Genomic DNA, 22,394 nt, shown 5'->3' with positions numbered 1-22,394 from the left:
ATGATCGTTATCGGCGGAATGATCCTTGGGGCTGCGTTGGGGTGGCGCAACGCCGCCAAACGCGGCGGCAACCGTATGGACATTGCCCAATATGTGGGCGTGGGGTTTATCGCAGGCGGGCTTCTGGGGCTGTTTGTGACCATTGGGGTCGAAAAGGTGCTCTAGCCCCATGTTCCTGCCCTTCTTCCAAGCCTTGCGCGCCCATCAGGTGCCGGTCAGCCCGCGCGAATTCCTGGGCTTTCTGGAAGGCGTTCTGGCGGGGCTGGCGACCTATGACATAGACGGGTTCTACTACCTCGCCCGCGCCGCGATGGTGAAAGACGAGCGCCATCTGGACCGGTTCGACCGCGCCTTCGCTGCCAGTTTCGAAGGGCTGGAGGCGATTGGTCTGGACGACATGGTGCAGGCAATGGACCTGCCGCGCGACTGGTTGGAAAAGCTGGCCGAAAAATCCCTGTCGCCCGAAGACATGGCCGAAGTCGAGGCGCTTGGCGGGTTCGACAAGCTGATGGAGACGCTGAAACAGCGTCTGGAAGAGCAAAAAGCGCGGCATCAGGGCGGCAATAAATGGGTTGGCACGGCGGGCACATCGCCCTTTGGCGCCTATGGCTACAACCCAGAGGGCGTGCGCATCGGGCAGGACCGCTCGCGCCACCGCCGCGCAGTGAAAGTTTGGGATAAGCGCGAATTCCGCGATCTGGATGGCGACCGCGATCTGGGCACGCGCAACATAAAGGTCGCGCTGAAAGGCTTGCGCAAATGGGCGCGCGACGGAGCAGCGCAGGAACTGGATCTGGACGGCACCATCCGCGCCACCGCAGAACAGGGCTGGCTGGATGTGCGCACACGCCCGGAGCGGCGCAATGCGGTCAAGGTTTTGTTATTGCTGGATATCGGCGGGTCGATGGACGACCATGTACGCGCGGTCGAAGACCTGTTCAGCGCCGCGCGGGCCGAATTCAAACATATGGAACATTTTTATTTCCATAACTGCCTGTACGAATTCGTCTGGCGCGACAATGCGCGGCGCTGGACAGAACGTCTGCCGACATGGGATTTGCTGCGCAGCTATGGCAGCGACTGGAAGTGCATTTTCGTCGGCGATGCGGCGATGTCGCCCTATGAAATCGCCCTGCCCGGCGGTGCGAACGAGCATTGGAACGAAGAAGCCGGGCAGACATGGCTCGAGCGCGCACGCGCGCAGTGGCCGGAGCATCTTTGGATCAATCCAGCGCCAGAGCAGCATTGGCGCTACACGCAATCGACGCAGATGATCTCGCAGATTTTTGAGGGGCGCATGGTGCCCATGACGCTCGACGGGCTCTCGCGCGGTGTGAAGCTGCTGGGCTGACTGGATCGGCATTTTCTTGCCGCATCGGTTTGCACGGCACAGCCCCTGCCCCTACCTGTGCTGTGACGCGGAATGATCCGTGCAGAACAGGAGACTTGATGACCTTCAAAACGACTTTGACCGCCGCGCTTCTGGCATCTGGCCTTGCCGTGGGGACCGCGCCCGCTGCAATGGCGCAAGACCAACCCGTTCAAGCCCAGCCCGATGGCGCGCTTCTTGTGCAAAACACCGACAAGCTGGATTCGTTCGTGGTGGCTGCATTGGCGGTCGATGAGGTGCGCAGCACCTATGTCGCGCAGCTTCAAACGATGGAGGACGAAGCCGCACAGCAAAGCCTGATTGAAGAAGCGAATGCAGCAATTGTGCAAGCAGTCGAAAATGCCGAAGGCATTACGCTGGAAGAATATGTTGCAATCGGTGAAGCTGCCGGTGCCGATCCCGAGATCGCAGCACAGCTCGAGTCGCGCCTGCGCGAGCAGGCACCAGAGCAGTAAGCGCCACCATTGTTCAACGCAAAAGGCCGGGCTATGCGACCGGCCTTTTGTTATTCTTTACAAGCGCTTATTTCTCTATCGTAACGTTGGCCATGCGGTCCGGCGTCCCGACAACCGCGCCATTTCCACCAGTGCCGCGCTTGATATTGTCCAGCACGTCATAGCCGTCAATCATCTGTCCCACGACAGTGTATTGCCCGTTCAGATGCGGCGCGGGCGCGAACATGATAAAGAACTGGCTATTGGCGCTATGCGGGTTTTGTGAACGTGCCATACCGACAACGCCGCGGGCGAATGTCTCATCCGTGAACTCTGAACGCAGGTCCGGCAGGTCAGACCCGCCCATGCCCCAGAAACGCGAATTACTATCGCTGCGCCCGTGTTCCACGTCGCCCGTCTGCGCCATGAAGCCTTCGATCACACGGTGAAACACCACCCCATCATAGGAGCCGTTTTCCGCCAGCGTGACAATCCGCTCTACATGGTTGGGGGCCAGATCATCACGCAGGGCGATACGGATGACACCATTCGCCTCGCCCGCGACCTCGATCACCATGACCGGGCCGTCATGTTCCTCTGGCACCGTGGTTTGCGCACTTACGCTGTTCAGGTTCCACCAGGACGCGCCCAGAATAGCCAGACCCGCCGCGAAAAGACCCGCGAAGATCAGCTTGTCACGCATCTGCGGCCACCTTTACGCTCAGCATTTTATCGGGGTTCGCAGGAGGTTCGCCCCGCAAGATCGCATCGACATGTTCCATCCCCGAAATGACCCGACCATAGACGGTGTATTGCCGGTTCAAGAAATGGTTGTCCCCGAAATTGATGAAAAACTGGCTGTTCGCGCTGTCAGGGTTTTGCGAGCGGGCCGCACCAAGCGTTCCACGGTCATGCGGGACACCGGAAAATTCCGCTTTCAGGTTGGGCAGATCGGACCCGCCGGTGCCGCAGCGACCGGGGTTGTAAGCGACCTCTGTGTTGCCGTTGGCCACATCGCCTGTCTGCGCCATAAAGCCGTCGATGACACGGTGGAACACCACGTTGTCATACTTGCCCGCGCGCGCCAGCTCCTTCATGCGCGCACAATGGCCGGGTGCGACATCGGGCAGCAATTCAATGATGACGGTGCCGTCCTTCAGCTCCATCAGGATGGTGTTTTCCGGGTCTTTGATATCGGCCATGCTCGAACTCCTAAAGGTTAAGTTAGCATGCACCCTAATCGGGCTGGCCCCCAAGGAAAAGCCCCCTCAGGGCGCCCGCGACCATTGACCCCGCGCCGGGTTTCGCGCCACATAGCGCCAGACCAGACCGGGGGACAATATGGCTTTCAACACGCTCGACGACATGGATTTCGCTGGCCGCACCGCGCTGGTGCGGGTGGATATAAACGTGCCGATGGCGGGGGAGCGCGTGACCGACGCGACGCGCATTGAACGTATCTTGCCAACGATACGCCATATCACGGAAGCGGGCGGAAAAGTCGTGCTCTTGGCACATTTCGACCGCCCCAAAGGCAAGCGCGTGCCAGAAATGTCGCTGGCATTGGTCCGCCCGGCGCTGGAAGAGGCGCTTGGCCAGCCCGTTGGTTTTGCAGAAGATTGCATCGGTATGCCCGCGAAAAAAGCCGTCGCCGCCATGGCGGCGGGCGACGTGCTGTTGTTGGAAAACACACGGTTTCACGCGGGCGAAGAGAAGAACGACAAGATGCTGGCAGCCGGCATGGCCGCACTTGGGGACATCTTCGTGAATGACGCGTTTTCGGCAGCGCATCGGGCGCATGCCTCGACCACTGGCATTGCGGACGTTATGGAAAACTGCGCCGGGCGGTTGATGGCGGCAGAACTGACCGCGCTGGAAAAGGCGCTCGGCAGCCCCGAACGCCCCGTTGCAGCGGTGGTCGGGGGGGCCAAGGTGTCGACCAAACTTGACTTGTTGTCGAACCTGATCGGACGGGTGGACCATCTGATCATCGGCGGCGGCATGGCGAACACATTTCTGGTCGCGCAAGGGGTCGAGATCGGGACATCACTGGCAGAGCGCGACATGGCCGACACCGCATCAGAGATCATGGCAAAGGCCGAGGGGGTGGGCTGCACCATCCACCTGCCCCGCGATATCGTTGTGGCGCGCGAATTTGCCGAAGGGGCCGCATCAGAAACCGTTCCGGTCGGGGAATGCCCGGCTGATGCGATGATTCTGGACGCGGGCCCGGACACAGTGGCCGCAATTTCGGAACTGTTCGCGCAATGCCGAACACTGGTCTGGAACGGCCCGCTAGGTGCATTCGAGATCACGCCGTTCGACATGGCGACCAACGCTGCGGCCCAAGCTGCCGCGGAGCGCACCGAGGCGGGCGCGCTGATTTCCGTTGCGGGTGGCGGTGACACTGTCGCGGCGTTGAACAAGGCGGGCGCGGCTGAGCGGTTCAGCTACGTCTCGACCGCCGGGGGCGCGTTTCTGGAATGGCTCGAAGGCAAAACCCTGCCCGGTGTCGCCGCGCTGGAGATATGAGCCATGGACATGATTGTTTGGGCCGGCGCCGTGGTATCGCTGGCCGGTGTTGCAGCGCTCGTCTGGTGCATCGTCTATGTGGTGCGGTTGCGCCGCGCTGAATTGGATGAGGCAACCCTGCGCCGCCGAATGCACAAGGCGGTTCTGGTCAATTTCGCGGCTTTGGCAGTGTCCACCTTGGGGCTTATGATGGTTGTCGCGGGAATATTCCTGACCTGAGCCTTCGGATCGCAAAAGCCGTGCGCGCGGGGATTCCCCTGCCGCTGATTTTATGGCATGATCTAGACGAGCCGAGCATAAGCGGCACAACAGGCATTCGAGCAGGATATTCCATGCGTAGAACAAGACCCGCGATCGGCGCGCTGTTTTTCTTTGGCATGGCGTCGGTGCTTGCGCTCTATTTCACCTTCGCGGCGGTTCAGGGCAGTTTCGGGCTGTTCAACCGCGTGCAGGTGCAGGCGGAAAACGCCGAATTGGTTGTCCGGCGTGATCGGTTGGAAACCGAACTTGCCGCGTTGCAAAACAAGACCGCGCGCCTGTCGGATGATTTTCTGGATCTTGACCTGCTGGATGAGCGCGCGCGCGATGTTCTGGGGCTGGCACGGCCCGACGAGGTGATGATCCGCTAGGCTGAACCCGTTGCGCCTGCGCTAATAGGCGTTTTCGCCGGAGAGGACGGCAGGCAGGGTGCGCGCCAGAATGTGGATGTCCAGCCATGGCGACCATGTTGCTATATACTCCAGATCACAGGCCAGGCGGCGGCGAATATCTTCGGGGTGTTCGACCGCGCCGCGAAACCCGCGCACTTGTGCCAACCCTGTCAGGCCCGGCTTGACCTTGTGGCGCGCGGCATAGCCTGCGGCGGCCTTGGCGAATTCCAGATCGCGGTTGCGCGCGCCCACCGCGTGCGGGCGCGGCCCGACAAGCGACATATCACCTGCCAGCACGTTGAAAAGTTGTGGCAACTCATCCAGCGAACTGCGGCGCAGAAACCGCCCGACGCGGGTTACGCGGGGATCCCCTTGTGCAACGGACATCACCGCGCCGTCATCGCGCTGTGCGTGATGCAGGCTCCGAAACTTCAGTGCCGTGAACGCAGCGCCAACATACCCTTCGCGGTGTTGCCGAAACAGGACCGGGCCGGGGCTGTCCAGCCGGACCGCCAGCGCGATCAGCGCCAAGAGAGGCAGCGACAGTGTGGTCAGCGCTGCGCCGATGCTCAGGTCGAAGATGCGTTTGAACACGGCATCGCGCGCACGCAAAGGCCGGTCGAACAGGTCCAGAAGCGCCAAATCGCCAAGCCAGCGGTAGCTGCGCGGATGCAAGCCGAGCTTGCTGTCATGCGGTGCCAAACGAATATCGAGGGGCAGCACCCAGAGCGGGTCCAGGATTTGTAATATCCGCTCTTCTGCGCGCGGTGGCATGGTGACAATCACCATATCCACCGGATATCGCTGTGTGAATTCCGGTAATTCGGCAATACGCCCAAGGCGCGGCACACCAAGCTGGACAGGCGGAGAGCGCGCGCCATCGCGGTCATCAAACACGCCCAGCGCAGAGACACCTTGCCCGCGCAGGCGTGCCAGATGCTGCAATGTTGTCCGCGCCTCTGCCCCGCCGCCGGCGATTACCACCCGCAGGCCAAGACGCCCGTTCTGCACCAGGCCCCGGATGAGCGGCACGAGCGCCAGACGCCACGCCGCCGCCGCCCCTGACGCCGCAGCGGCCAAACCCAGACCCGACACAGGGGCAAATGCCAGACCCGACACGCCCAAAACGGCAAGCACCGCCCAGAGCCATGCCGCACGCGGGTGGTCATAGCCACCCAAGGGCGCGGCGGGCGCGGGCCGCGACAGCAGCATCCCCAGCCAAAGCCCCGACAGGCCCACTGCGATGGCAGGCGCGGCGCTTGCAAGCGGCATATCGGCCAGCCCCTGCAAGAAACCCGCTAAGGTCAGGGCCCCAAGCGCCAGACACCATTCGCCCAGCCGCGCCAAGGCCACCAGCCGTGCAGGCGTGATCCGCCGTTGCGCCACGACAAGGGGGTCTGCCCCCAAACCCAGTGAACCCGCCGGTATTTGCTGCATAATTGCCCACGCTTGCTATTGGCCACGACAATACAGGCCACCCATTAAGGGTGCGTGAAGATGCGGATGGTCTGTAAGCCGGGTTCTGTCCGGGAGGCTTGCGCCCCCCTGGATGACCATTCATCTGCCCCCGTGCTTGCGCGCGGGGGTCAAGCTGCCAACCCGGACCTCGGGCTGAAGCGGCCCTGCGGCGGTATCCTGACGGACCGGCCCCGCGTGAAGTCCCTATTCGACATTGCTCCCGGTGGGGCTTGCCATGCCGGTCCGGTTGCCCGTCCCGCGGTGGGCTCTTACCCCACCGTTTCACCCTTGCCATGCATGCATGGCGGTCTGTTCTCTGTGGCGCTGTCCCTCGGGTTGCCCCGGCCGGGCGTTACCCGGCACCGTCGCTTCATGGAGCCCGGACTTTCCTCGAGGGCGCGCCCCCGCGGTCATCCGACCATCCGCATCGGGCTTGCGCATATGCTGCGCACGCGCGCGGGTCAATGGCGTTGACCACGCGCCCCCCCTTGTCGGCATACGCGCCCTGCACTAAGCAAGACGCAGGGCAATCAAGGGGCAGACATGCGAATTCTGGTAACGAATGATGACGGGATCAACGCGCCCGGCCTGAAAGTGCTGGAAGAGATTGCAAACCGAATTGCCGGACCAGAAGGAGAGGTCTGGGTCGTGGCGCCCGCATTCGAGCAATCTGGCGTCGGCCATTGCATCAGTTACACTCACCCGATGTTGCTCAGCAAGCTGGGCCACCGCCGCTATGCCGCCGAGGGCAGCCCCGCAGATTGCGTACTGGCCGGGTTTTATGACGTGCTGCAAGGCGCGCGCCCCGATCTGGTGTTGTCGGGCGTGAACCGCGGCAACAATGCTGCGGAAAACGTGCTCTATTCCGGTACGATCGGCGGCGCGATGGAAGCCGCGTTGCAGGGATTGCCCGCAATCGCACTGTCGCAATTCATGGGCCCGGAAACCGAAGACCTGCCGTCGCCCTTCGACGCGGCCGCAGGCCATGGCGAGGCGGTGGTGCGCGCGCTCTTGGACCGCGCGCCGTGGGACCAAGACGATTACCGCCTGTTTTACAACGTCAATTTTCCGCCCATCGCGCGCGATGCGGTCAAGGGCACCAAGGTGGTACGGCAAGGCTACCGCAAAGACACCTTCTTTGGGGTAGAGCCGCAGATGTCGCCTTCGGGCCGCCGGTTCTTGTGGATCAAGGGCGGACCGCAGCACATGCCGACCGCGCCGGGCACCGATGCAGCGGCAAATCTGGACGGCTATATCTCTATCACCCCCATGCGCGCCGACCTGACAGCCGATGACGCGCTAGAGGATGTGCGAAAGGCGCTGGAATGAGTGACGCGCCTGACCAGATGGAAGCGCGCATGCGTTTCATCTACACCCTGCGCTCGCGCGGGGTGACAGAGGCGCGCATTCTGTCGGCGATGGAAAAGATCGACCGGTCTGCCTTTCTGACCGGTATTTTCCGCGATCGTGCCTTTGAGGATACCCCGCTGCCCATCGCTTGCGGGCAGACGATCAGCCAGCCATCCGTCGTGGCGCTGATGACCGAAGCGCTGGGTGTCGGCCCTCGCGACAAGGTGCTGGAGGTGGGCACCGGCTCTGGCTATCAGGCCGCGATCCTAAGCCAGCTTGCGCGCAGGGTTTATACGGTCGAACGCCACCGCGCGCTGTCACGGCAGGCCCAGGCGGTGTTCGATGCGTTGGGCTTGGTGAATATCACGTCCATCGTGGCGGACGGGTCGCACGGGTTGCCGGATCAGGCCCCGTTTGATCGCATTATCGTGACCGCAGCCGCAGAGGACCCTCCGGGCCCTCTCTTGGCGCAACTCAAGATAGGCGGTATCATGATTGTTCCTGTCGGTCAGTCGGATACGGTGCAAAACCTGATCCGGGTGCATCGGCTGGAAAACGGGTTCGAGTATGAGGAATTGCGCGCAGTGCGTTTTGTGCCCCTTGTAGAGGGGCTGGGCTAGGGCCCATACGTGCAGAGCCGGAAACGGCCGCCGCGCCAGAGCAGAAGGTAAACGGGGACATGGCAAACACACGTCCGGTCTTGGCACTATCAGGGGCTGTCTTGCTGGGGTTGACCGCCTGCGGCGATTTCGATTTCGACATGCGCAATGCGTCGAACGGCTTTTCGACCGCCGATGCCGCGCGTCAGGCCAGTGCGGACCGCCCGCGCGCCGATGCGCGCGGCGTGATCTCCTATCCCGATTACCAAGTGGTCGTCGCGCGCGGCGGCGATACCGTGCAGACCGTGGCGCAGCGGCTGGGGCAAAACCCGGTGGAACTGGCACGCTACAATGCGCTGACACCCGACACCGCGCTGCGCGCGGGCGAAGTTCTGGCCCTGCCCAGCAAGGTCGCCACCGGCGGCGACATTGCCGTTACCACGCTGGCCGAAAACGCGATCAACCGAGCCGAAGGCGGGGTATCGACGCCCGCGCCCGCAGCAGGCTCTGACGGCCCGCAGCCGACACGCCACCGCGTGGAACGCGGCGAGACCGCCTTCCAGATCGCCCGATTGTACAACGTCAGCCCCCGCGCGCTGGCCGACTGGAACGGCCTGAATCCCGAAATGGAAGTGCGCGAGGGGCAAGTGCTGATGATTCCGGTTGCCGCGCAACTGGACCGCGCGGCACCAGAGCCCGTCACCCAGCCCGGAAGCGGAACGCCAACGCCGCCGCCGCCCTCCGCATCTACCCCGATGCCTGAACCCGCGCCGCCCGCAGACATGGCCGCGCAAGCAGCCGAAGAGGCGCGCCCGCCATCGCCGGACCTGGCGCAGGAACGCACCGAAACGCCCGCGGCCACCAGTTTTGCCATGCCGGTGGATGGCCGGATCATCCGCGCCTATGCGCCGGGACGCAACGATGGCATTGGCATTGCCGCAAGCGCAGGCACGTCTGTCCGCGCGGCTCAGGCAGGCAGTGTGGCGGCTGTGACCAAGACCACCACGGGCGTGAACATCCTTGTCCTGAGCCATGCCAACAACCTGCTGACGGTCTATGCCAATATCGACACGCTTGCGGTCGAGAAAGGGGCGCGCGTGTCGCGCGGTCAGAGCATTGCCAAGGTTGCCGCGGGCGATCCCAGCTTCCTGCATTTCGAAGTGCGAAATGGTCAGGAAAGCGTCGATCCGATGAAATACCTGAACTGACGGCGCATCCCGCGCCATCAGATCGGTCGAATCACGACACGCGCACGGGGCTTTCGGGCGCAGCTTCTGCCGGAGGGAAGGGCGTGGCGTTTTCGGCGTCAAACAACGCGGACAGGCGTTCTGTTGCGGATAACAGCATGGCCTGTTCCCACGGTGCCAACTGCTCGAACCGCTTGGTAAAACGGTCGTGCAGCGGGTCCGGCGTCTGCTCTATCAGGGCGCGCCCGGCATCGGTCAGAATAACCCAGACCGCGCGCCTGTCGGCCTGACGGCGCTCGCGCCGGACAAGGCCGCGCGCTTCCAGCCGGTCAATCTGCACCGAAATCGTCGCCTGCCCCACGCCCAGCGCACGCGCAATGTCGCGCGGCATTTCCTGACCGTTTCGGCGCAGGCTGTGCAGCACGAGAAGCTGCGCTTGTGTCAGATTCGACGCCCGCGCCATGGCGCGTTCATTGCCTTCCAATGTGTGCAGGATTCGCCGCAGCGCGATCAGTGTGTCGGATGAACGTTCTAGCACCAAAGCCTCCGAAAAAAGCTTGACGATCTTGCCCTTAGCCCACGCAAAAGGCAAGCCTGCCCGTGCTATATAGTTTTATTAACAATTCTTTCCTGCAAAGAAAAAACTTTGCTTCGCTAAATTATCTTCCGATTCAGCCCCAATTTTCCTTTTATTTTCTGAGCATTGAAGGGCTTTGGGGAATAAAATTACTTCGGGTTGATAAAGCTGGCCACACCCCATATATTACGCACAACGAAACAACAGAGGCCATCATACCCATGGCGAAGGACGTAACATTCGATCAGGCCGACGAGCAGGACCTTCTGCATCTGCGCAAGCCGACCAAGACCGACGGCGCTTCCGTCTGGAAGCTGGTGGCGGAGTGTGCGCCACTGGACCAGAACTCCATGTATATGAACCTTGTCCAGTGCGACCATTTCGCAGAGACCTGCATCCTTGCCGAACGCGGCGATCAGGTGCTGGGCTGGATCTCTGGCCACATTCCGCCCGATGCCCCCGACACAATCTTTGTGTGGCAGGTGGCTGTGCATGCCGATGCGCGTGGGCTGGGCCTTGGCAAGCGTATGCTGCGTGCGTTGCTGCAACGCGCGGCTTGTGCGCAGGTCTCCAAGTTGGAAACCACCATTACGCGCAGCAACGAAGCAAGCTGGGGGCTGTTCCGCAGCTTTGCCCGCGACATGGGTGCGCCGCTGTCAGACGCGCCACATTACGAGCATGAGGCCCATCTGGACGGGCAGCACGCAACCGAACACCTTGTGACGATCGACCTGCCGCGCAAGCGGCTGCGGCTGGTGGCCTGAGGGGCGCATCGCGCCCCCGCCCCTGCCCCCAAACCCGACATTCCTGAAAGGACATCCCATGACCGATGGTTCCATGACCGATATTTATGAGCGCCGCGAATCCGAAGCACGCAGCTATTGCCGTGCGTTTCCCGTCAGCTTCACCAAGGCGCAGAACGCTACGCTGACCGATTCTGCCGGACGCGAATACACGGATTTTCTGGCGGGCTGTTCGTCGTTAAACTACGGCCATAACGACGGAGATATGAAAGCCGCGCTAATGGAGCATATCATGGCCGATGGCGTCGCCCACGGTCTGGACATGCACACGACCGCGAAGGAAGACTTCCTGAACGCGTTCGAGCGTATTGTGCTGGAGCCGCGCGGCATGGATTACAAATTCATGTTCACCGGCCCGACAGGCACCAACGCGGTCGAAGCCGCGATGAAGCTGGCCCGCAAGACAACCGGGCGCGAAACCATCGTGGCCTTTACCAACGGCTTCCACGGCATGACCATGGGCGCGCTGGCCGCGACCGGCAATGCTGGCAAGCGCGGCGGGGCAGGCATGGCGCTTTCGGGCGTGGTACGTATGCCGTTCGAGGGTGCGATGGAAGGTGTCGACAGCCTGTCGCTGATCCGCGAAATGCTGGCCAACCCGTCCAGCGGGATCGACGCGCCTGCGGCGTTTCTGATCGAACCCGTGCAGGGCGAAGGTGGCCTGAACGCGGCCAGTGCCGAATTTCTGAAAGGCCTGCAAGAGTTGGCCCGCGAACACGGCGCGCTGGTCATCATGGATGACATCCAATCCGGCATCGGCCGCACCGGTCCGTTCTTCAGCTTCGAAGGGATGGGTGTGCAGCCCGACCTGATCCCGCTGGCGAAATCGCTGTCGGGCATGGGCCTGCCCTTTGCCGGTCTGCTGATCCGCCCGGATCTTGATGTCTGGAAACCGGCTGAGCACAACGGCACGTTCCGTGGCAACAACCATGCGTTTGTTACCGCCCGCGTGGCGCTGGAGAAGTTCTGGGCCGATGACCAGTTCCAGAAACAGACCGAAGCAAAATCCGCATTCCTGACCGAGCGTCTGAGCAAGATTGCCAGCCATATTCCCGGCGCCAGCCTGAAAGGGCGCGGCATGATGCAGGGCATCGATGTCGGCTGTGGCGAGATGGCGGCAGCGGTCTGCGCGACCTGCTTCCAGCACGGGCTCATCATCGAGACTTCGGGCGCGCATGACGAAGTGGTCAAGGTGCTGGCGCCGCTGACAATCCCGCAGGCGCAATTCGCCAAAGGTCTGGACGTGTTGGAAGCTGCGGTGCAGGTTCACCGTCCGGCAACCAAAATCGCAGCGGAGTAATACGCATGATCATTCGCGACTTTCACAAAGAAAAAACCACCGACCGCCGCGTCAGCGCCGAGCGGTGGGAATCGGTCCGTCTGCTTCTGGCGGGTGACGGGATGGGGTTTTCCTTCCATATCACCACCATAGAGGCCGGGTCCGAGCACACGTTCCACTACAAGAACCACTTCGAGAGCGTCTACTGTGTCTCTGGCGAGGGTAGTATCGAGGATATGGCCACCGGCGAGGTGCACGAATTGCGCCCCGGCGTGATGTACGCCCTAGACCAGCACGACAAGCACACGCTGCGCTGCCGGACCGAAATGGTCTTTGCCTGCTGCTTCAACCCGCCGATCACCGGCACCGAAGTACACCGCGAAGACGGTTCCTACGCACTGGAAGATTCCTGAAAACAACAGGCGGCGGGGGTGAAAAGCTGCCCGCCAACACATCCATGACCCATACAGTCGAGAAAATCGGCGGCACCTGCATGAGCCGCGCGTCCGAACTGGTTGATGCGCTGTTCTTGCACGACCCCAAGGCGATTTATAACCGCGTGTTCGTCGTCTCTGCCTTTGGCGGGATTACCAACAAGCTGCTGGAACACAAGAAAACCGGATCGCCCGGTATATATGCGCGTTTTGCCAATGACGACAGTGGCGCGGGCTGGGTGGATGCGCTGCGCGACACGGCAGAATCGATGTGCGCCACGCATGCCGAAATTCTGACCCATGATGGCGACCGCGAGCGCGCCGACGCTTTCGTGCGCGACCGCATGGAAGGCGCGCGCGCCTGCATGCTGGATTTGCAGCGACTTGGCAGCTACGGTCATTTCCGCATTGACCAGCAGATGATGACGCTGCGCGAACTTCTGTCCGGCATGGGAGAGGCGCATTCCGCCTTTGTCACCACGCTTCTGTTGCAGCGCAACGGTGTGAATGCCCGTTTCGTTGACCTGTCCGGCTGGCGCGACGAAGAAAACCCCACGCTGAACGCGCGGCTGACGCAAGCGATGGCGGGGATTGACCTGACGGCGGAACTGCCCATCGTGACGGGCTACGCGCAATGCTCCGAAGGGCTGATGCGCGAATACGACCGTGGCTATTCGGAAGTGGTCTTCGCCCATCTGGCAGCGCAAACGTCGGCGGCAGAGGCGATCATCCACAAGGAATTCCACCTGTCTTCGGCCGACCCGAAAATCGTGGGCGTGGACGCCGTCCGCAAGATCGGTCGCACCAGCTATGATGTGGCGGACCAATTGTCGAACCTTGGCATGGAAGCGATCCACCCCAACGCCGCGCGCGTGCTGCGCCGGGCTGACGTTCCCTTGCGGGTGAAACACGCCTTTGAACCGGACGACCCCGGCACGCTGATCGGGCCCGAGGGCGGCGAAGCGAACCGCGTCGAGATGATCACAGGTCTGCCCGTGCAGGCTTTCGAAGTGCACGAACCGGACATGGTTGGTGTCAAGGGCTATGACGCGACGATCCTGTCGGCGCTGACGCGGCACAACCTTTGGATTGTGTCGAAACAGTCCAATGCCAACACGATCACGCATTACATTGACGGGTCGCTGAAAGCACTGCGCCGCGCCGAGCAAGAGGTTCAGAAAACCTACCCCAACGCCGAAATCAGCACCCGTGCCTTGGCCATGGTTGCTGTGATCGGGTCTGACCTGTCAGAAGTTTCCGTGCTTAGCCAAGGCTTGCAGGCGTTGGACGCAGCGGGCGTGCGCCCCTTGGCCGCGCAACAGGGTTTGCGCCGCATAGAGGTGCAATTTCTGCTGCCGCGAGACGATATGGACCGCGCCATAAAGGCGCTGCACGACACGCTTGTCAGCAACGCAACGAGTAAACGCCGGGCGCCCAACAAAGCGTCGACCGGGGCCCAACTGCGGGTCGCCTGAGCATGTATTGTTTGATGTGACGAAAGGCGCGGGGGGCTCCTCGCGCCTTTTGCATTCCGGTCAGCGTAGCCTTGCGCGACCGCCGCGCCGTTTTGCCAACGCGGGGGCGCGCGCAGGCAAAGCATCCATGATCGCGCGTCGCTCGGCGGCCCCCATCCGCGACCAGCCCGCGATTTCGTCAAGGCTGCGCAGACAGCCGGTGCACAGCCGCGATTCGGGCTGAATGATGCAGATCTTGACGCAGGGGCTTTCGACCTCGTCGCGTTTCCAAATCTCGTCTGTCATGGGGCCGCCCTGCTACATTGGTTCTGTCGAAATAAGACCGCCTCGTGCGAAAGGAAAGCCCCCGGATCAGCCGCGCCGCAAAACGGCCAGCCGGTCCAGCGCACCTTGCAGAATGACACCGGCGGCAACATGGTCGATCACTTCAGCGCGTCGGCGCCGCGATGTATCTGCCTCCAGCAGCGCGCGCTCGGCGGCAACAGTGGACAGCCGCTCATCCCAGAACCCGATAGGTCGGTCGGTCAGCCGCGACAGGTTGCGCGCGAAAGCGCGGGTCGACTGGCAGCGTGGCCCCTCGGTGCCGTCCATGTTGCGTGGCAGGCCAAGGATAATCCCACCAATCTCTCGCGCGTCGAGGATGGCCAGCAACGCCGCCGCATCCAGCCCAAATTTCTTGCGCCGGATGGTTTGCAAAGGCGAGGCGATGGACAGCATCCGGTCCGACACCGCCACCCCGATGGTCTTGTCACCAAGGTCCAACCCCGCCACGGCCCGCATGGGCGGCAGCGCGGCGGCAAAATTGCCGATGTCGTCGTGCAGCGTGCTCACTCGCCCGTCAATCCGGCGGCGCGCGCGGCCTCGTTGATCAACGCCAAGGCGTTCTCATCGGCAGCGAATACGGTGCGTGCTTCTTGCAAGATCGCAGAGGCCTGATCGCGCCGCTCCAGCACGCCCAAGGCCCGAAGCAGTTGCGCCCAGTCTTGCGGCGGACCGCCTTCGTTCGCCAAGCGGGCCAGCATGCCATCGACCATGCCCGCAATCATCTCTTGGCGCTGCTCGGGCGTCATGTCCTGCGCGGCCTCGATGTCTGCGGCGGACGGCCCGCGCGGGCTGGGCGGCGGAGGCAACTGGTAGCGCGGCGCACCGGAAATCTGGGCCAGTTCCGGCAGCGCGGCGCGCACCTCTTCCAGCCATGGCGCATCGGGCGCGCTGACGTCGTGCAGGCGCCGCCACAAACGGAAGGTCAGATCGGGCCGCCCCGTCTGGGCATAGAGCCGCCCCGAGTAATACAACGCAATCGGGTTTTCGGGGTCACTGCGCAGAATGCGTTCGATGACCGCCTCCTGTTCGGGCGACACGATCCCGCCCGTGGCCAACGCCATAAGGTCCAGCAGGTAGGCCAGATCGTCGACCGGCACACGGTCCTCTGCCAGTTCGATCACCCGCAACTGCGCTTCGATCGCGGGGCGGTAATTGCCAAGCCGCGCCTCGTTCTGCGCCAGCAAACGAAAGCCGGTGGCATCCTCTGGCCGGGTGACAAGCGCCTCGCGCAACTGTTGGACCATCGGCTCCAACTGGTCGCGCCCCTGAAACTCGAACGGACCGGGGAAGGCTTCGGCATATTGCGCCTCTAGCTCTGCCTGTCCGGGGCGGTCCGCGCGGGCCTGTTGCGCCTGCGCGTGGCGGTCCAGCAGTGGCATGTCGGGATAGGTCGGCACGCCCACGGACCAATACACACCCACGGCACCGGCCAGCATGACCGCCAATACGCCCAGAGCAGCCAGACGCGGGCCGGACCCGGCGGCCTGCCGGTCGCCCCGCGCATCGCGGTCCAGTTCCAGAATGCGGCGTTGCACTTCCAGCTTGGTGCGCTCTGCTTCATCCGAAGGGATGATCCCGCGCGCCAGATCGCGGTCAATCTCGGCAAGTTGGTCGCGGTAGACGCGCATGGCGCGTTCTTGCCCGTTGGCAGCCTCTGCCTGCCGCCCAGCGCGCGACACGGCGCGCCACAGCACCACACCCACCATCAGCAATATCAGCGCAAAGCCTGCGATCTGGCCAAATGTCATCTGTGGTGCCCTTCCCGTATCTCCTTCAGTTCTGTAACCTTCCAGACAGACGCGCAAAAGCGAAAACGGGTCACAGACACGTCAGCCCGCCCCCGAATGCGACCATGCGCCGCGGCACAGGACGATTTCGGTTTTCGCCCTGAACATGACGTTTCTGGATAACCGCGCTCTGCGCCACTGGTCCAGAAGACAGCAAGAGCTCGGAGTGTCCGCCCATGAAACATTATTCCGCATTCGCCATCGCCCGAGAGGCGTTTCGCCAGCATACCGGCTGGGGCCGCGCCTGGGCCAGCCCGGAGCCGCGCGCATCCTATGACGTGATCATCGTTGGCGCGGGTGGGCATGGCTTGGCTACGGCGTATTTTCTGGGCAAGCGCTACGGCATCAAGAACGTAGCGATCATCGAAAAAGGCTGGTTGGGCGGCGGCAACACAGGCCGCAACACCACGATCATCCGGTCAAACTACCTGCAAGACCCGTCTGCCGCGATCTATGAAAAATCGCGCAGCCTGTATGAAACCATGTCGCAGGATCTGAACTACAATGTCATGTTCAGCCCGCGCGGCGTGATGATGCTGGCCCAGACCGAACACGAAAAGCGTGGCTACCTGCGCACCGAGCGCGCCAATGCCCTGCAAGGGGTGGAAACCCGCTTCATCCAGCCCGCAGAGGTGAAAAAGCTGGTCCCGATCATCAACCTGGACGGCCCGCGCTACCCGGTTCTGGGCGCGCTGTGGCAGGCGCGCGCGGGCACTGCGCGGCATGATGCGCTGGCATGGGGCTATGCGCGGGCGTGTTCCGACATGGGCATGCATGTGATCGAGCAATGCGCGGTCACGGGCGTCGAATCTGTCGGCGGCGAGGTAACGGCGGTCAACACCACCAAGGGCACCATCGGCTGCAAGAAGCTGGGCATCGTGGTTGCGGGCCATTCGGGCGCGCTGGCCGATATGGCGGGCTTTCGTCTGCCGGTGGAATCAGTCGCGTTGCAAGCGCTGGTGTCGGAACCCATCAAACCCTGTATGGATGTGGTGGTCATGGCCAACACCGTGCACGGCTACATGTCGCAATCCGACAAGGGCGAAATGGTCATCGGCGGCGGCGCGGACGGGTTCAACAACTACACGCAGCGCGGTTCGTGGCACCACATAGAGGAAACGGTGCGCGCTTTGGTCGAAACCTTCCCGATGGTGTCGCGCCTTAAAATGCTGCGCCAATGGGGCGGGATCGTGGACATGACCGGCGACCGCTCGCCCATCATCTCGAAAACGCCCTTGGGCAACTGCTTTATCAATTGCGGCTGGGGTACAGGCGGGTTCAAGGCCACGCCGGGGTCCGGCTATGCCATGGCCGAACTGGTCGCCAACGGCGAGCCGGGACCATTGGCCGAGGCGTTCAGCATGTACCGCTTCCGCGAGGGGCGGTTCATTGACGAAAGCGTTGCGGCAGGGGTGGCGCATTGATGGCCGAGACGCAAACGCTGCAATCAGCTATCGCGCTGGTCCGGACGGTCGCTTTGCGCGGCACGAAGAGCCTTGGCCTTGCGCTCGGCCTCACGCGCAGAGGCATCCGCGGCCCAGATCTGTGCGTTATTGTGGGTCCATCCGGTCATACCGGTGCGCTTGATCTCTTTGATCCGCAAAACCAGCCCGGCGATAAGACACACGAACACAAAGCCCAAGCCAATCCAGCCCCAATCCATGTCGTGACCCTTTTGCGCCAGCATTTCCGTCACGGTATCATCACATCTGGCCGCCTTCAATTCAACTGCCGGGGAACGCATCCATGCTGATCCTGACCTGGGCCTATTGTTTCGCTGACGCCGAGACTGATTTCTCCACAAGTGAACCGGGGCTGCTGGCGGAGGCGTTCAGTATGCACCGCTTCCGCGAGGGGCGCTTCATTGACGAAAGCGTGGCGGCGGGGGTGGCGCATTGATGGGCCATTTTCCGCGCAATTCCACCGGGTTGGGGGTGACATGGCCGCATCCGTCCTTACATATGTTCCCGACGGAACAGAGGACAGTACCATGCGTTTCACATTCATTACCCGATTTGCCGATGCCATCCTGCGCAACCCGCAGCGCGTGGGCGGCCTTGCCTTTGGCATTCTCATTCCGCTTCTGGTCGCGGGTCTTGTGCTCGCCCCTCGGATCGGCGGGTTGTCGGACAGCCATGCGTCCAGCGCCCCGCAAGCCTATTCCATCCCTGTCGAATAAGGCGCGCTTGCCCGCGCGCCGCATGAAAGGCGCGCCATGCTACTGCTGACATGCCCGTGTTGCGGTGTTACCGCCGAAGAAACCGAATTCGCTCCCGGTGGTGAAGCGCATCTGAAGCGCTCCGGCCCCGGTTCCTCGGATGCCGAGTTCGACAGCTACATGTTCAACCGCAAGAACCCGCGCGGCGTGCATTTCGAACGCTGGCGGCATGCCTATGGCTGCGGCAAGTGGTTTCTGGCCGCGCGCTGCACCATGACGCTGGAAGTTTTCGGCACCTACCCCGCCCAAACGCTTGAACCGCCTGCCGAAATTGTCGCAGCCATCAAGGCAAAACGTCCAGACTGGGAGGGGTTCGCATGAGCCATCGTCTTGCCACCGGCGGCCGATTGATCGACCGCGCCCGCGATGTGAAATTCACCTTCAACGGCAAGCATATGACAGGCTTTGCGGGCGAGACTTTGGCCGCGAGCCTGCTAGCCAATGGCCAGACTTTGCTTGGCCGGTCGTTCAAATACCACCGCCCGCGCGGTGTGGTGGCCAGCGGGGCCGAGGAACCCAACGCGCTTGTCGGGCTGGGCAAGGGTGATCGGTATGAGCCGAACCAGCGCGTGACCACGACCGAGGTTTTCGACGGGCTAAGTGCCGAGACGCAGAACCATTGGCCCAGCCTTGAATACGACCTGCTGGCGGTGAACAGCCTTGTTCCGCAATTTCTGACGGCGGGGTTCTATTACAAAACCTTCCTGCGCCCGCGCGCGTTCTGGAAGCATGTGTATGAACCGATCATCCGCAAATCGGCGGGCCTTGGCAAAGCCCCCGCGCATGATGCCCGCGACCCCGACCGCTATGAGCAGCTTTATGCGTTTTGCGATGTGCTGGTCATTGGTGGCGGCATTGCGGGTCTGCAAGCGGCGCTTTCGGCGGCAGAGGCCGGTGCCCGCGTGGCGCTTTGGGAGCAGACCGTGCATTGGGGCGGCCGCGCGCCGGTGGATGGCGTGACCATTGACGGGCAGGATGCGGATGCTTGGGTAAAAGCGACCGTTGCCAAGCTGGAAAGCATGGACAACGTCCATCTACGGCTGCGCTGCATGGGCGCGGGCGTGCATGACCACGGCTATGTGCTCGGCTATGAGCGCGTGTCGGACCACGCCCCCGGCACCGATGCCCCCCGCCACCGGCTATGGCGGATGCGCGCGGGCCAGATCGTGACGGCCACGGGCGCGATTGAACGGCCTTTGTCGTTTGCGGGCAATGACCTGCCGGGCGTGATGCTGGCCAGTGCTGTGCGCGATTATGTCGTGAATTACGCCGTCGCGCCGGGGCAATCCGTGGTCGTTGTCACGAATAACGACGACGCCTACCGCACGGCTATCGCGCTACGGCGCGCGGGCGTTGGTGTCCCCGCCGTGGTCGATGCCCGCGCAGAGGCCAACGGCCCGCTGGTGGCAGAGGCCCGCGCGGCCGGGATCACCGTGCTGACCGGCAAGGGTATCCGCAAGGTCAAGGGCAGCAAGCAGGTGACAAGCGTCGAGATTTGCCGCATCGACAGCAAGGGCACCGCGTTCACGGAAAAATTCGACTGCGACGCGGTCGCCATGTCCGGCGGCTGGTCGCCGGTCGTGCATCTTTGGTCGCATTGCGGCGGCAAGCTGCTCTGGGACGAAGCCAACCATTTCTTCCGCCCCGATGCCGCCCGCCCGCCCTTAGGCACAGATGGCGCGGGCTTCGTAACGGTGTGCGGGTCCGCCAATGGCGATATGGGCGCAGTGCTGAGCAGTGCGCATGAGGCCGCTCTGGCCGCCGCCCGTGCCACCGGGGCCACGGGCAATGCCACCGCCCCATCAGCCGACAGCGCCCCCGACATGGCCCCGATGGACGCCGTCTGGATGATGCCGCGCAACGCGGAATACGAGTTGCGCATGAAGATGTGGCTCGATTTCCAGAACGACGTGAAAGTGGCCGACGTGCAATTGGCGGCGCGTGAGGGGTATCAGAGCGTTGAACACACCAAGCGCTATACCACTCTTGGCATGGCAACAGACCAAGGCAAGCTGAGCAATATCAACGGCCTAGCCATCCTATCAGACGCATTGGGTCAGCCCATTCCGGCCACCGGTACGACCACCTTCCGCCCGCCCTACACGCCCATTTCCATCGGCGCGATCGCGGGCGAGGCGACGGGCAGCACCTTTCAACCGCTGCGCCGCTCGCCCATTCAGGACTGGCACGACAGCAACGGCTCCGACCCGGAACCCGTCGGCCAATGGCGCAGGCCCTATACCTACCTGCGCGCGGGCGAGGACCGGCACGCATCTGTCAATCGCGAAGTGGCCAACGCGCGCACAAATACCGGCCTGCTGGATGCGTCCACCCTTGGCAAGATCCTTGTCCAAGGGCCGGATGCGGGGCGGTTCATGGACATGTTCTACACCAACATGATGAGCAATCTGAAACCCGGCAAATGCCGCTACGGGCTGATGTGCAACGAAAACGGCTTCCTGATGGATGACGGTGTCGTGGCGCGGCTGTCTGACGATGCGTTCTTGGTACACACCACGTCGGGCGGCGCGGACCATGTGCATGGCTGGATGGAAGACTGGCTGCAATGCGAATGGTGGGACTGGAAGGTTCACACCGTCAACCTGACAGAGCAATTCGCGCAAATCGCCGTGGTTGGGCCGAAAGCGCGGCAACTTCTGGAACGCTTTGGCGGAATGGATGTGAGCGCCGATACGCTGAAATTCATGGAATGGTCTGAGGGCAAACTGGGCGGGTTCGACGCGCGTGTGTTCCGCATCAGCTTCTCGGGTGAGTTGAGCTTCGAAGTTGCCGTGCCCGCAGGTCAAGGCCGCGCCTTCTGGGACAAACTGTTGGCCGAAGGGGCTGATCTGGGCGTCATGCCCTACGGCACCGAAGCCCTGCACATTCTGCGCGCCGAGAAGGGGTTCATCATGATTGGCGATGAAACCGATGGCACGGTCATCCCGCAGGACCTGAACCTGAACTGGGCGATCAGCAAGAAGAAGGACGATTTCCTCGGTAAACGCGGGATGGAGCGCGAGGCCATGATCCACCCCGACCGCTGGAAGTTGGTTGGTCTGGAAACACTGGACGGCTCTGTTCTGCCACATGGCGCTTTGGCCGTGACGGGCGGCAAGACCGCCAATAAGCAGGCGGAAACCGAAGGGCGTGTGACTTCGACCTATTATTCCGCCACCTTGAAGCGCGGCATTGCCATGGGGCTGGTGCGCTACGGGCCGGACCGCATGGGCGAGGTTCTGGAATTCGCAGGCACGGGGGATGCCCGCATCAAGGTGCGGATTGTCGACCCGGTTCTGTATGACAAGGAAGGGGCAAAGCAAAATGTCTGAACTGGCACAAAGCGCTCTGCCCGGCGCAGCATATGAGGGCTTTGTCACCGTCGCGGAAGCGGGCTTGCGCGGCATGATCACCGTGCGCGGCGATCTGGCAGGCTTGGCCGGGGCGGTGAAGGACGCGACAGGCTGCGCGATCCCGGCACAGCGCCGGGTGGAGCAAGCGGGGGCCAAGGCCGTTGCCTGGATGTCGCCCGATGAGCTGTTGATCCTGTGCGACTATGCCGACGCGCCTGCCTTGACTGCGTCCCTCGCAACAGCGCTTTCGGGTCAATTCGCTACTGTCGCCAATGTCTCGGATGCGCGGGCCGTGTTTACCGTGACCGGTGCGCAGGCAGGCGATGCGCTGGCCAAGCTTTGCCCGGTGGATTTCGGCGCGATGACAACAGGCGACATTCGCCGCACGCGGGCGGCACAGGTGGCCGCCGCGATCTGGGTGTCGGGCGAAGGCGAGATGACGCTGGTCTGCTTCCGCTCGGTCGCGCAATACATGTTCGATCTGCTGTCACGGGCCGCGCAACCGGGATCGGAACCGAAACTATACGCTTGACGAAACGAAAAA

27 protein-coding genes and 1 other RNA gene are annotated in these 22,394 nt (G+C 62.7%); 19 read left to right on the top strand and 9 right to left on the bottom strand.

The window, feature by feature from the left end; translation table 11 throughout:
* The 3 genes from ROE7235_RS20050 to ROE7235_RS00960 all read left to right on the top strand — a co-directional run bounded on the left by ROE7235_RS20050 (position 1) and on the right by ROE7235_RS00960 (position 1,845).
* The gene (locus ROE7235_RS20050) at positions 1-165 is read left to right on the top strand and encodes a hypothetical protein (RefSeq protein ID WP_183073231.1); all 165 of its coding nucleotides are present in this window, start codon (positions 1-3) and stop codon (positions 163-165) included.
* Positions 166-169: 4 nt separating this feature from the next.
* Positions 170-1,351 (top strand): vWA domain-containing protein, encoded by a 1,182-nt coding sequence (locus ROE7235_RS00965; protein ID WP_121092777.1) that lies wholly within the window; start codon positions 170-172, stop codon positions 1,349-1,351.
* Positions 1,352-1,449: 98 nt separating this feature from the next.
* A complete protein-coding gene (locus tag ROE7235_RS00960; protein WP_121092776.1) occupies positions 1,450-1,845 on the top strand; it encodes a DUF4168 domain-containing protein in 396 nt (131 codons plus the stop codon).
* Between the two features lie 67 nt (positions 1,846-1,912).
* Here the strand turns inward: ROE7235_RS00960 and ROE7235_RS00955 are convergent, their stop codons facing one another.
* Both ROE7235_RS00955 and ROE7235_RS00950 read right to left on the bottom strand, forming a co-directional pair.
* The gene (locus ROE7235_RS00955; protein WP_121092775.1) at positions 1,913-2,527 is read right to left on the bottom strand and encodes a peptidylprolyl isomerase; all 615 of its coding nucleotides are present in this window, start codon (positions 2,525-2,527) and stop codon (positions 1,913-1,915) included.
* Complete coding sequence (locus ROE7235_RS00950) at positions 2,520-3,026, bottom strand: peptidylprolyl isomerase (RefSeq protein ID WP_121092774.1); 507 nt, start codon at positions 3,024-3,026, stop codon at positions 2,520-2,522. Before ROE7235_RS00950 ends, ROE7235_RS00955 begins: the two co-directional genes overlap by 8 nt.
* Before the next feature lie 139 nt (positions 3,027-3,165).
* On the opposite strand from ROE7235_RS00950, the gene ROE7235_RS00945 reads away from it, so the two are divergent.
* The 3 genes from ROE7235_RS00945 to ROE7235_RS00935 all read left to right on the top strand — a co-directional run bounded on the left by ROE7235_RS00945 (position 3,166) and on the right by ROE7235_RS00935 (position 4,985).
* Positions 3,166-4,356 carry a phosphoglycerate kinase gene (locus tag ROE7235_RS00945; protein ID WP_121092773.1) on the top strand — a complete coding sequence of 397 codons (1,191 nt, stop codon included), beginning with the start codon at positions 3,166-3,168 and terminating at the stop codon, positions 4,354-4,356.
* Positions 4,357-4,359: 3 nt separating this feature from the next.
* The gene (locus ROE7235_RS00940) at positions 4,360-4,575 is read left to right on the top strand and encodes a hypothetical protein (protein WP_121092772.1); all 216 of its coding nucleotides are present in this window, start codon (positions 4,360-4,362) and stop codon (positions 4,573-4,575) included.
* A gap of 113 nt (positions 4,576-4,688) precedes the next feature.
* Positions 4,689-4,985, top strand: coding sequence for an FtsB family cell division protein (locus ROE7235_RS00935; protein ID WP_121092771.1), 297 nt, complete (start codon positions 4,689-4,691; stop codon positions 4,983-4,985).
* A 21-nt stretch (positions 4,986-5,006) separates the two neighbouring features.
* On the opposite strand, the gene ROE7235_RS00930 is transcribed toward ROE7235_RS00935, so the two are convergent.
* Both ROE7235_RS00930 and rnpB read right to left on the bottom strand, forming a co-directional pair.
* Positions 5,007-6,443 carry an exopolysaccharide biosynthesis polyprenyl glycosylphosphotransferase gene (locus tag ROE7235_RS00930; protein WP_121092770.1) on the bottom strand — a complete coding sequence of 479 codons (1,437 nt, stop codon included), beginning with the start codon at positions 6,441-6,443 and terminating at the stop codon, positions 5,007-5,009.
* Positions 6,444-6,501: 58 nt separating this feature from the next.
* Positions 6,502-6,890, bottom strand: an RNA gene (gene rnpB, locus ROE7235_RS00925) — RNase P RNA component class A.
* Between the two features lie 117 nt (positions 6,891-7,007).
* Between rnpB and surE the strand changes: the two genes are divergently transcribed.
* Genes surE through ROE7235_RS00910 form a run of 3 tightly spaced genes read left to right on the top strand, consistent with a single transcriptional unit; the run spans position 7,008 to position 9,621 of the window.
* A complete protein-coding gene (gene surE, locus ROE7235_RS00920) occupies positions 7,008-7,793 on the top strand; it encodes a 5'/3'-nucleotidase SurE (RefSeq protein ID WP_121092769.1) in 786 nt (261 codons plus the stop codon).
* Positions 7,790-8,434, top strand: coding sequence for a protein-L-isoaspartate(D-aspartate) O-methyltransferase (locus ROE7235_RS00915; RefSeq protein ID WP_121092768.1), 645 nt, complete (start codon positions 7,790-7,792; stop codon positions 8,432-8,434). Before surE ends, ROE7235_RS00915 begins: the two co-directional genes overlap by 4 nt.
* Positions 8,435-8,493: 59 nt before the next feature.
* The gene (locus tag ROE7235_RS00910; RefSeq protein ID WP_121092767.1) at positions 8,494-9,621 is read left to right on the top strand and encodes a peptidoglycan DD-metalloendopeptidase family protein; all 1,128 of its coding nucleotides are present in this window, start codon (positions 8,494-8,496) and stop codon (positions 9,619-9,621) included.
* 31 nt (positions 9,622-9,652) lie between these two features.
* On the opposite strand, the gene ROE7235_RS00905 is transcribed toward ROE7235_RS00910, so the two are convergent.
* Positions 9,653-10,138: a MarR family winged helix-turn-helix transcriptional regulator gene (locus tag ROE7235_RS00905; RefSeq protein WP_147434146.1), complete on the bottom strand. Its 486-nt coding sequence runs from the start codon at positions 10,136-10,138 to the stop codon at positions 9,653-9,655.
* A gap of 260 nt (positions 10,139-10,398) precedes the next feature.
* Here ROE7235_RS00905 and ectA point away from each other — a divergent pair, with 260 nt between their 5' ends.
* Genes ectA through ROE7235_RS00885 form a run of 4 tightly spaced genes read left to right on the top strand, consistent with a single transcriptional unit; the run spans position 10,399 to position 14,168 of the window.
* Entirely contained in the window at positions 10,399-10,941 is a 543-nt protein-coding gene (gene ectA / locus ROE7235_RS00900) for a diaminobutyrate acetyltransferase (protein ID WP_121092765.1), read from the top strand.
* 58 nt (positions 10,942-10,999) lie between these two features.
* Positions 11,000-12,280 (top strand): diaminobutyrate--2-oxoglutarate transaminase, encoded by a 1,281-nt coding sequence (gene ectB / locus ROE7235_RS00895; RefSeq protein WP_370743409.1) that lies wholly within the window; start codon positions 11,000-11,002, stop codon positions 12,278-12,280.
* Between the two features lie 5 nt (positions 12,281-12,285).
* On the top strand, positions 12,286-12,672 hold the full coding sequence (locus tag ROE7235_RS00890; RefSeq protein WP_121092764.1) for an ectoine synthase: 387 nt from the start codon (positions 12,286-12,288) through the stop codon (positions 12,670-12,672).
* Positions 12,673-12,716: 44 nt separating this feature from the next.
* Positions 12,717-14,168: an aspartate kinase gene (locus ROE7235_RS00885; protein ID WP_121092763.1), complete on the top strand. Its 1,452-nt coding sequence runs from the start codon at positions 12,717-12,719 to the stop codon at positions 14,166-14,168.
* A gap of 60 nt (positions 14,169-14,228) precedes the next feature.
* On the opposite strand, the gene ROE7235_RS00880 is transcribed toward ROE7235_RS00885, so the two are convergent.
* From ROE7235_RS00880 to ccmI, 3 genes are all read right to left on the bottom strand, one after another.
* Positions 14,229-14,453 carry a DUF1289 domain-containing protein gene (locus tag ROE7235_RS00880; protein ID WP_121092762.1) on the bottom strand — a complete coding sequence of 75 codons (225 nt, stop codon included), beginning with the start codon at positions 14,451-14,453 and terminating at the stop codon, positions 14,229-14,231.
* 66 nt (positions 14,454-14,519) lie between these two features.
* Positions 14,520-14,948: a Holliday junction resolvase RuvX gene (gene ruvX, locus ROE7235_RS00875; protein WP_121092804.1), complete on the bottom strand. Its 429-nt coding sequence runs from the start codon at positions 14,946-14,948 to the stop codon at positions 14,520-14,522.
* A gap of 47 nt (positions 14,949-14,995) precedes the next feature.
* A complete protein-coding gene (gene ccmI, locus ROE7235_RS00870) occupies positions 14,996-16,240 on the bottom strand; it encodes a c-type cytochrome biogenesis protein CcmI (protein ID WP_121092761.1) in 1,245 nt (414 codons plus the stop codon).
* A 215-nt stretch (positions 16,241-16,455) separates the two neighbouring features.
* Between ccmI and ROE7235_RS00865 the strand changes: the two genes are divergently transcribed.
* Positions 16,456-17,703, top strand: a complete 1,248-nt coding sequence (locus ROE7235_RS00865) for a sarcosine oxidase subunit beta family protein (RefSeq protein ID WP_121092760.1) — start codon at positions 16,456-16,458, stop codon at positions 17,701-17,703.
* Positions 17,704-17,726: 23 nt separating this feature from the next.
* Here ROE7235_RS00865 and ROE7235_RS00860 read toward each other — a convergent pair whose 3' ends face one another.
* Entirely contained in the window at positions 17,727-18,023 is a 297-nt protein-coding gene (locus ROE7235_RS00860; RefSeq protein WP_121092759.1) for a hypothetical protein, read from the bottom strand.
* A gap of 2 nt (positions 18,024-18,025) precedes the next feature.
* Between ROE7235_RS00860 and ROE7235_RS20045 the strand changes: the two genes are divergently transcribed.
* The 5 genes from ROE7235_RS20045 to ROE7235_RS00840 all read left to right on the top strand — a co-directional run bounded on the left by ROE7235_RS20045 (position 18,026) and on the right by ROE7235_RS00840 (position 22,382).
* Positions 18,026-18,178, top strand: coding sequence for a hypothetical protein (locus tag ROE7235_RS20045; RefSeq protein ID WP_183073233.1), 153 nt, complete (start codon positions 18,026-18,028; stop codon positions 18,176-18,178).
* 91 nt (positions 18,179-18,269) lie between these two features.
* Entirely contained in the window at positions 18,270-18,458 is a 189-nt protein-coding gene (locus ROE7235_RS00855; protein WP_147434145.1) for a hypothetical protein, read from the top strand.
* Between the two features lie 36 nt (positions 18,459-18,494).
* Positions 18,495-18,818, top strand: coding sequence for a sarcosine oxidase subunit delta (locus ROE7235_RS00850; RefSeq protein WP_121092757.1), 324 nt, complete (start codon positions 18,495-18,497; stop codon positions 18,816-18,818).
* Complete coding sequence (locus ROE7235_RS00845; protein WP_121092756.1) at positions 18,815-21,829, top strand: sarcosine oxidase subunit alpha family protein; 3,015 nt, start codon at positions 18,815-18,817, stop codon at positions 21,827-21,829. The genes ROE7235_RS00850 and ROE7235_RS00845 overlap by 4 nt, the downstream gene beginning before the upstream one ends.
* Complete coding sequence (locus tag ROE7235_RS00840; protein ID WP_121092755.1) at positions 21,822-22,382, top strand: sarcosine oxidase subunit gamma; 561 nt, start codon at positions 21,822-21,824, stop codon at positions 22,380-22,382. The genes ROE7235_RS00845 and ROE7235_RS00840 overlap by 8 nt, the downstream gene beginning before the upstream one ends.
* Positions 22,383-22,394 lie beyond the last annotated feature (12 nt).

Source organism: Roseinatronobacter ekhonensis (genome assembly GCF_900499075.1).
GTDB classification, from domain to species: domain Bacteria; phylum Pseudomonadota; class Alphaproteobacteria; order Rhodobacterales; family Rhodobacteraceae; genus Roseinatronobacter; species Roseinatronobacter ekhonensis.
The sequence above is the reverse complement of the archived record's forward strand: the minus strand, read 5'-3'. Positions and strand labels throughout refer to the sequence as shown.

Coding starts and splice junctions, on each gene's coding strand:
- ROE7235_RS20050 (WP_183073231.1), top strand. CDS start 1: ATGATCGTTATCGGCGGAATGATCCTTGGGGCTGCGTTGGGGTGGCGC.
- ROE7235_RS00965 (WP_121092777.1), top strand. CDS start 170: ATGTTCCTGCCCTTCTTCCAAGCCTTGCGCGCCCATCAGGTGCCGGTC.
- ROE7235_RS00960 (WP_121092776.1), top strand. CDS start 1,450: ATGACCTTCAAAACGACTTTGACCGCCGCGCTTCTGGCATCTGGCCTT.
- ROE7235_RS00955 (WP_121092775.1), bottom strand. CDS start 2,527: ATGCGTGACAAGCTGATCTTCGCGGGTCTTTTCGCGGCGGGTCTGGCT.
- ROE7235_RS00950 (WP_121092774.1), bottom strand. CDS start 3,026: ATGGCCGATATCAAAGACCCGGAAAACACCATCCTGATGGAGCTGAAG.
- ROE7235_RS00945 (WP_121092773.1), top strand. CDS start 3,166: ATGGCTTTCAACACGCTCGACGACATGGATTTCGCTGGCCGCACCGCG.
- ROE7235_RS00940 (WP_121092772.1), top strand. CDS start 4,360: ATGGACATGATTGTTTGGGCCGGCGCCGTGGTATCGCTGGCCGGTGTT.
- ROE7235_RS00935 (WP_121092771.1), top strand. CDS start 4,689: ATGCGTAGAACAAGACCCGCGATCGGCGCGCTGTTTTTCTTTGGCATG.
- ROE7235_RS00930 (WP_121092770.1), bottom strand. CDS start 6,443: ATGCAGCAAATACCGGCGGGTTCACTGGGTTTGGGGGCAGACCCCCTT.
- surE (WP_121092769.1), top strand. CDS start 7,008: ATGCGAATTCTGGTAACGAATGATGACGGGATCAACGCGCCCGGCCTG.
- ROE7235_RS00915 (WP_121092768.1), top strand. CDS start 7,790: ATGAGTGACGCGCCTGACCAGATGGAAGCGCGCATGCGTTTCATCTAC.
- ROE7235_RS00910 (WP_121092767.1), top strand. CDS start 8,494: ATGGCAAACACACGTCCGGTCTTGGCACTATCAGGGGCTGTCTTGCTG.
- ectA (WP_121092765.1), top strand. CDS start 10,399: ATGGCGAAGGACGTAACATTCGATCAGGCCGACGAGCAGGACCTTCTG.
- ectB (WP_370743409.1), top strand. CDS start 11,000: ATGACCGATGGTTCCATGACCGATATTTATGAGCGCCGCGAATCCGAA.
- ROE7235_RS00890 (WP_121092764.1), top strand. CDS start 12,286: ATGATCATTCGCGACTTTCACAAAGAAAAAACCACCGACCGCCGCGTC.
- ROE7235_RS00885 (WP_121092763.1), top strand. CDS start 12,717: ATGACCCATACAGTCGAGAAAATCGGCGGCACCTGCATGAGCCGCGCG.
- ROE7235_RS00880 (WP_121092762.1), bottom strand. CDS start 14,453: ATGACAGACGAGATTTGGAAACGCGACGAGGTCGAAAGCCCCTGCGTC.
- ruvX (WP_121092804.1), bottom strand. CDS start 14,948: ATGCGGGCCGTGGCGGGGTTGGACCTTGGTGACAAGACCATCGGGGTG.
- ccmI (WP_121092761.1), bottom strand. CDS start 16,240: ATGACATTTGGCCAGATCGCAGGCTTTGCGCTGATATTGCTGATGGTG.
- ROE7235_RS00865 (WP_121092760.1), top strand. CDS start 16,456: ATGAAACATTATTCCGCATTCGCCATCGCCCGAGAGGCGTTTCGCCAG.
- ROE7235_RS00860 (WP_121092759.1), bottom strand. CDS start 18,023: ATGCGTTCCCCGGCAGTTGAATTGAAGGCGGCCAGATGTGATGATACC.
- ROE7235_RS20045 (WP_183073233.1), top strand. CDS start 18,026: ATGCTGATCCTGACCTGGGCCTATTGTTTCGCTGACGCCGAGACTGAT.
- ROE7235_RS00855 (WP_147434145.1), top strand. CDS start 18,270: ATGCGTTTCACATTCATTACCCGATTTGCCGATGCCATCCTGCGCAAC.
- ROE7235_RS00850 (WP_121092757.1), top strand. CDS start 18,495: ATGCTACTGCTGACATGCCCGTGTTGCGGTGTTACCGCCGAAGAAACC.
- ROE7235_RS00845 (WP_121092756.1), top strand. CDS start 18,815: ATGAGCCATCGTCTTGCCACCGGCGGCCGATTGATCGACCGCGCCCGC.
- ROE7235_RS00840 (WP_121092755.1), top strand. CDS start 21,822: ATGTCTGAACTGGCACAAAGCGCTCTGCCCGGCGCAGCATATGAGGGC.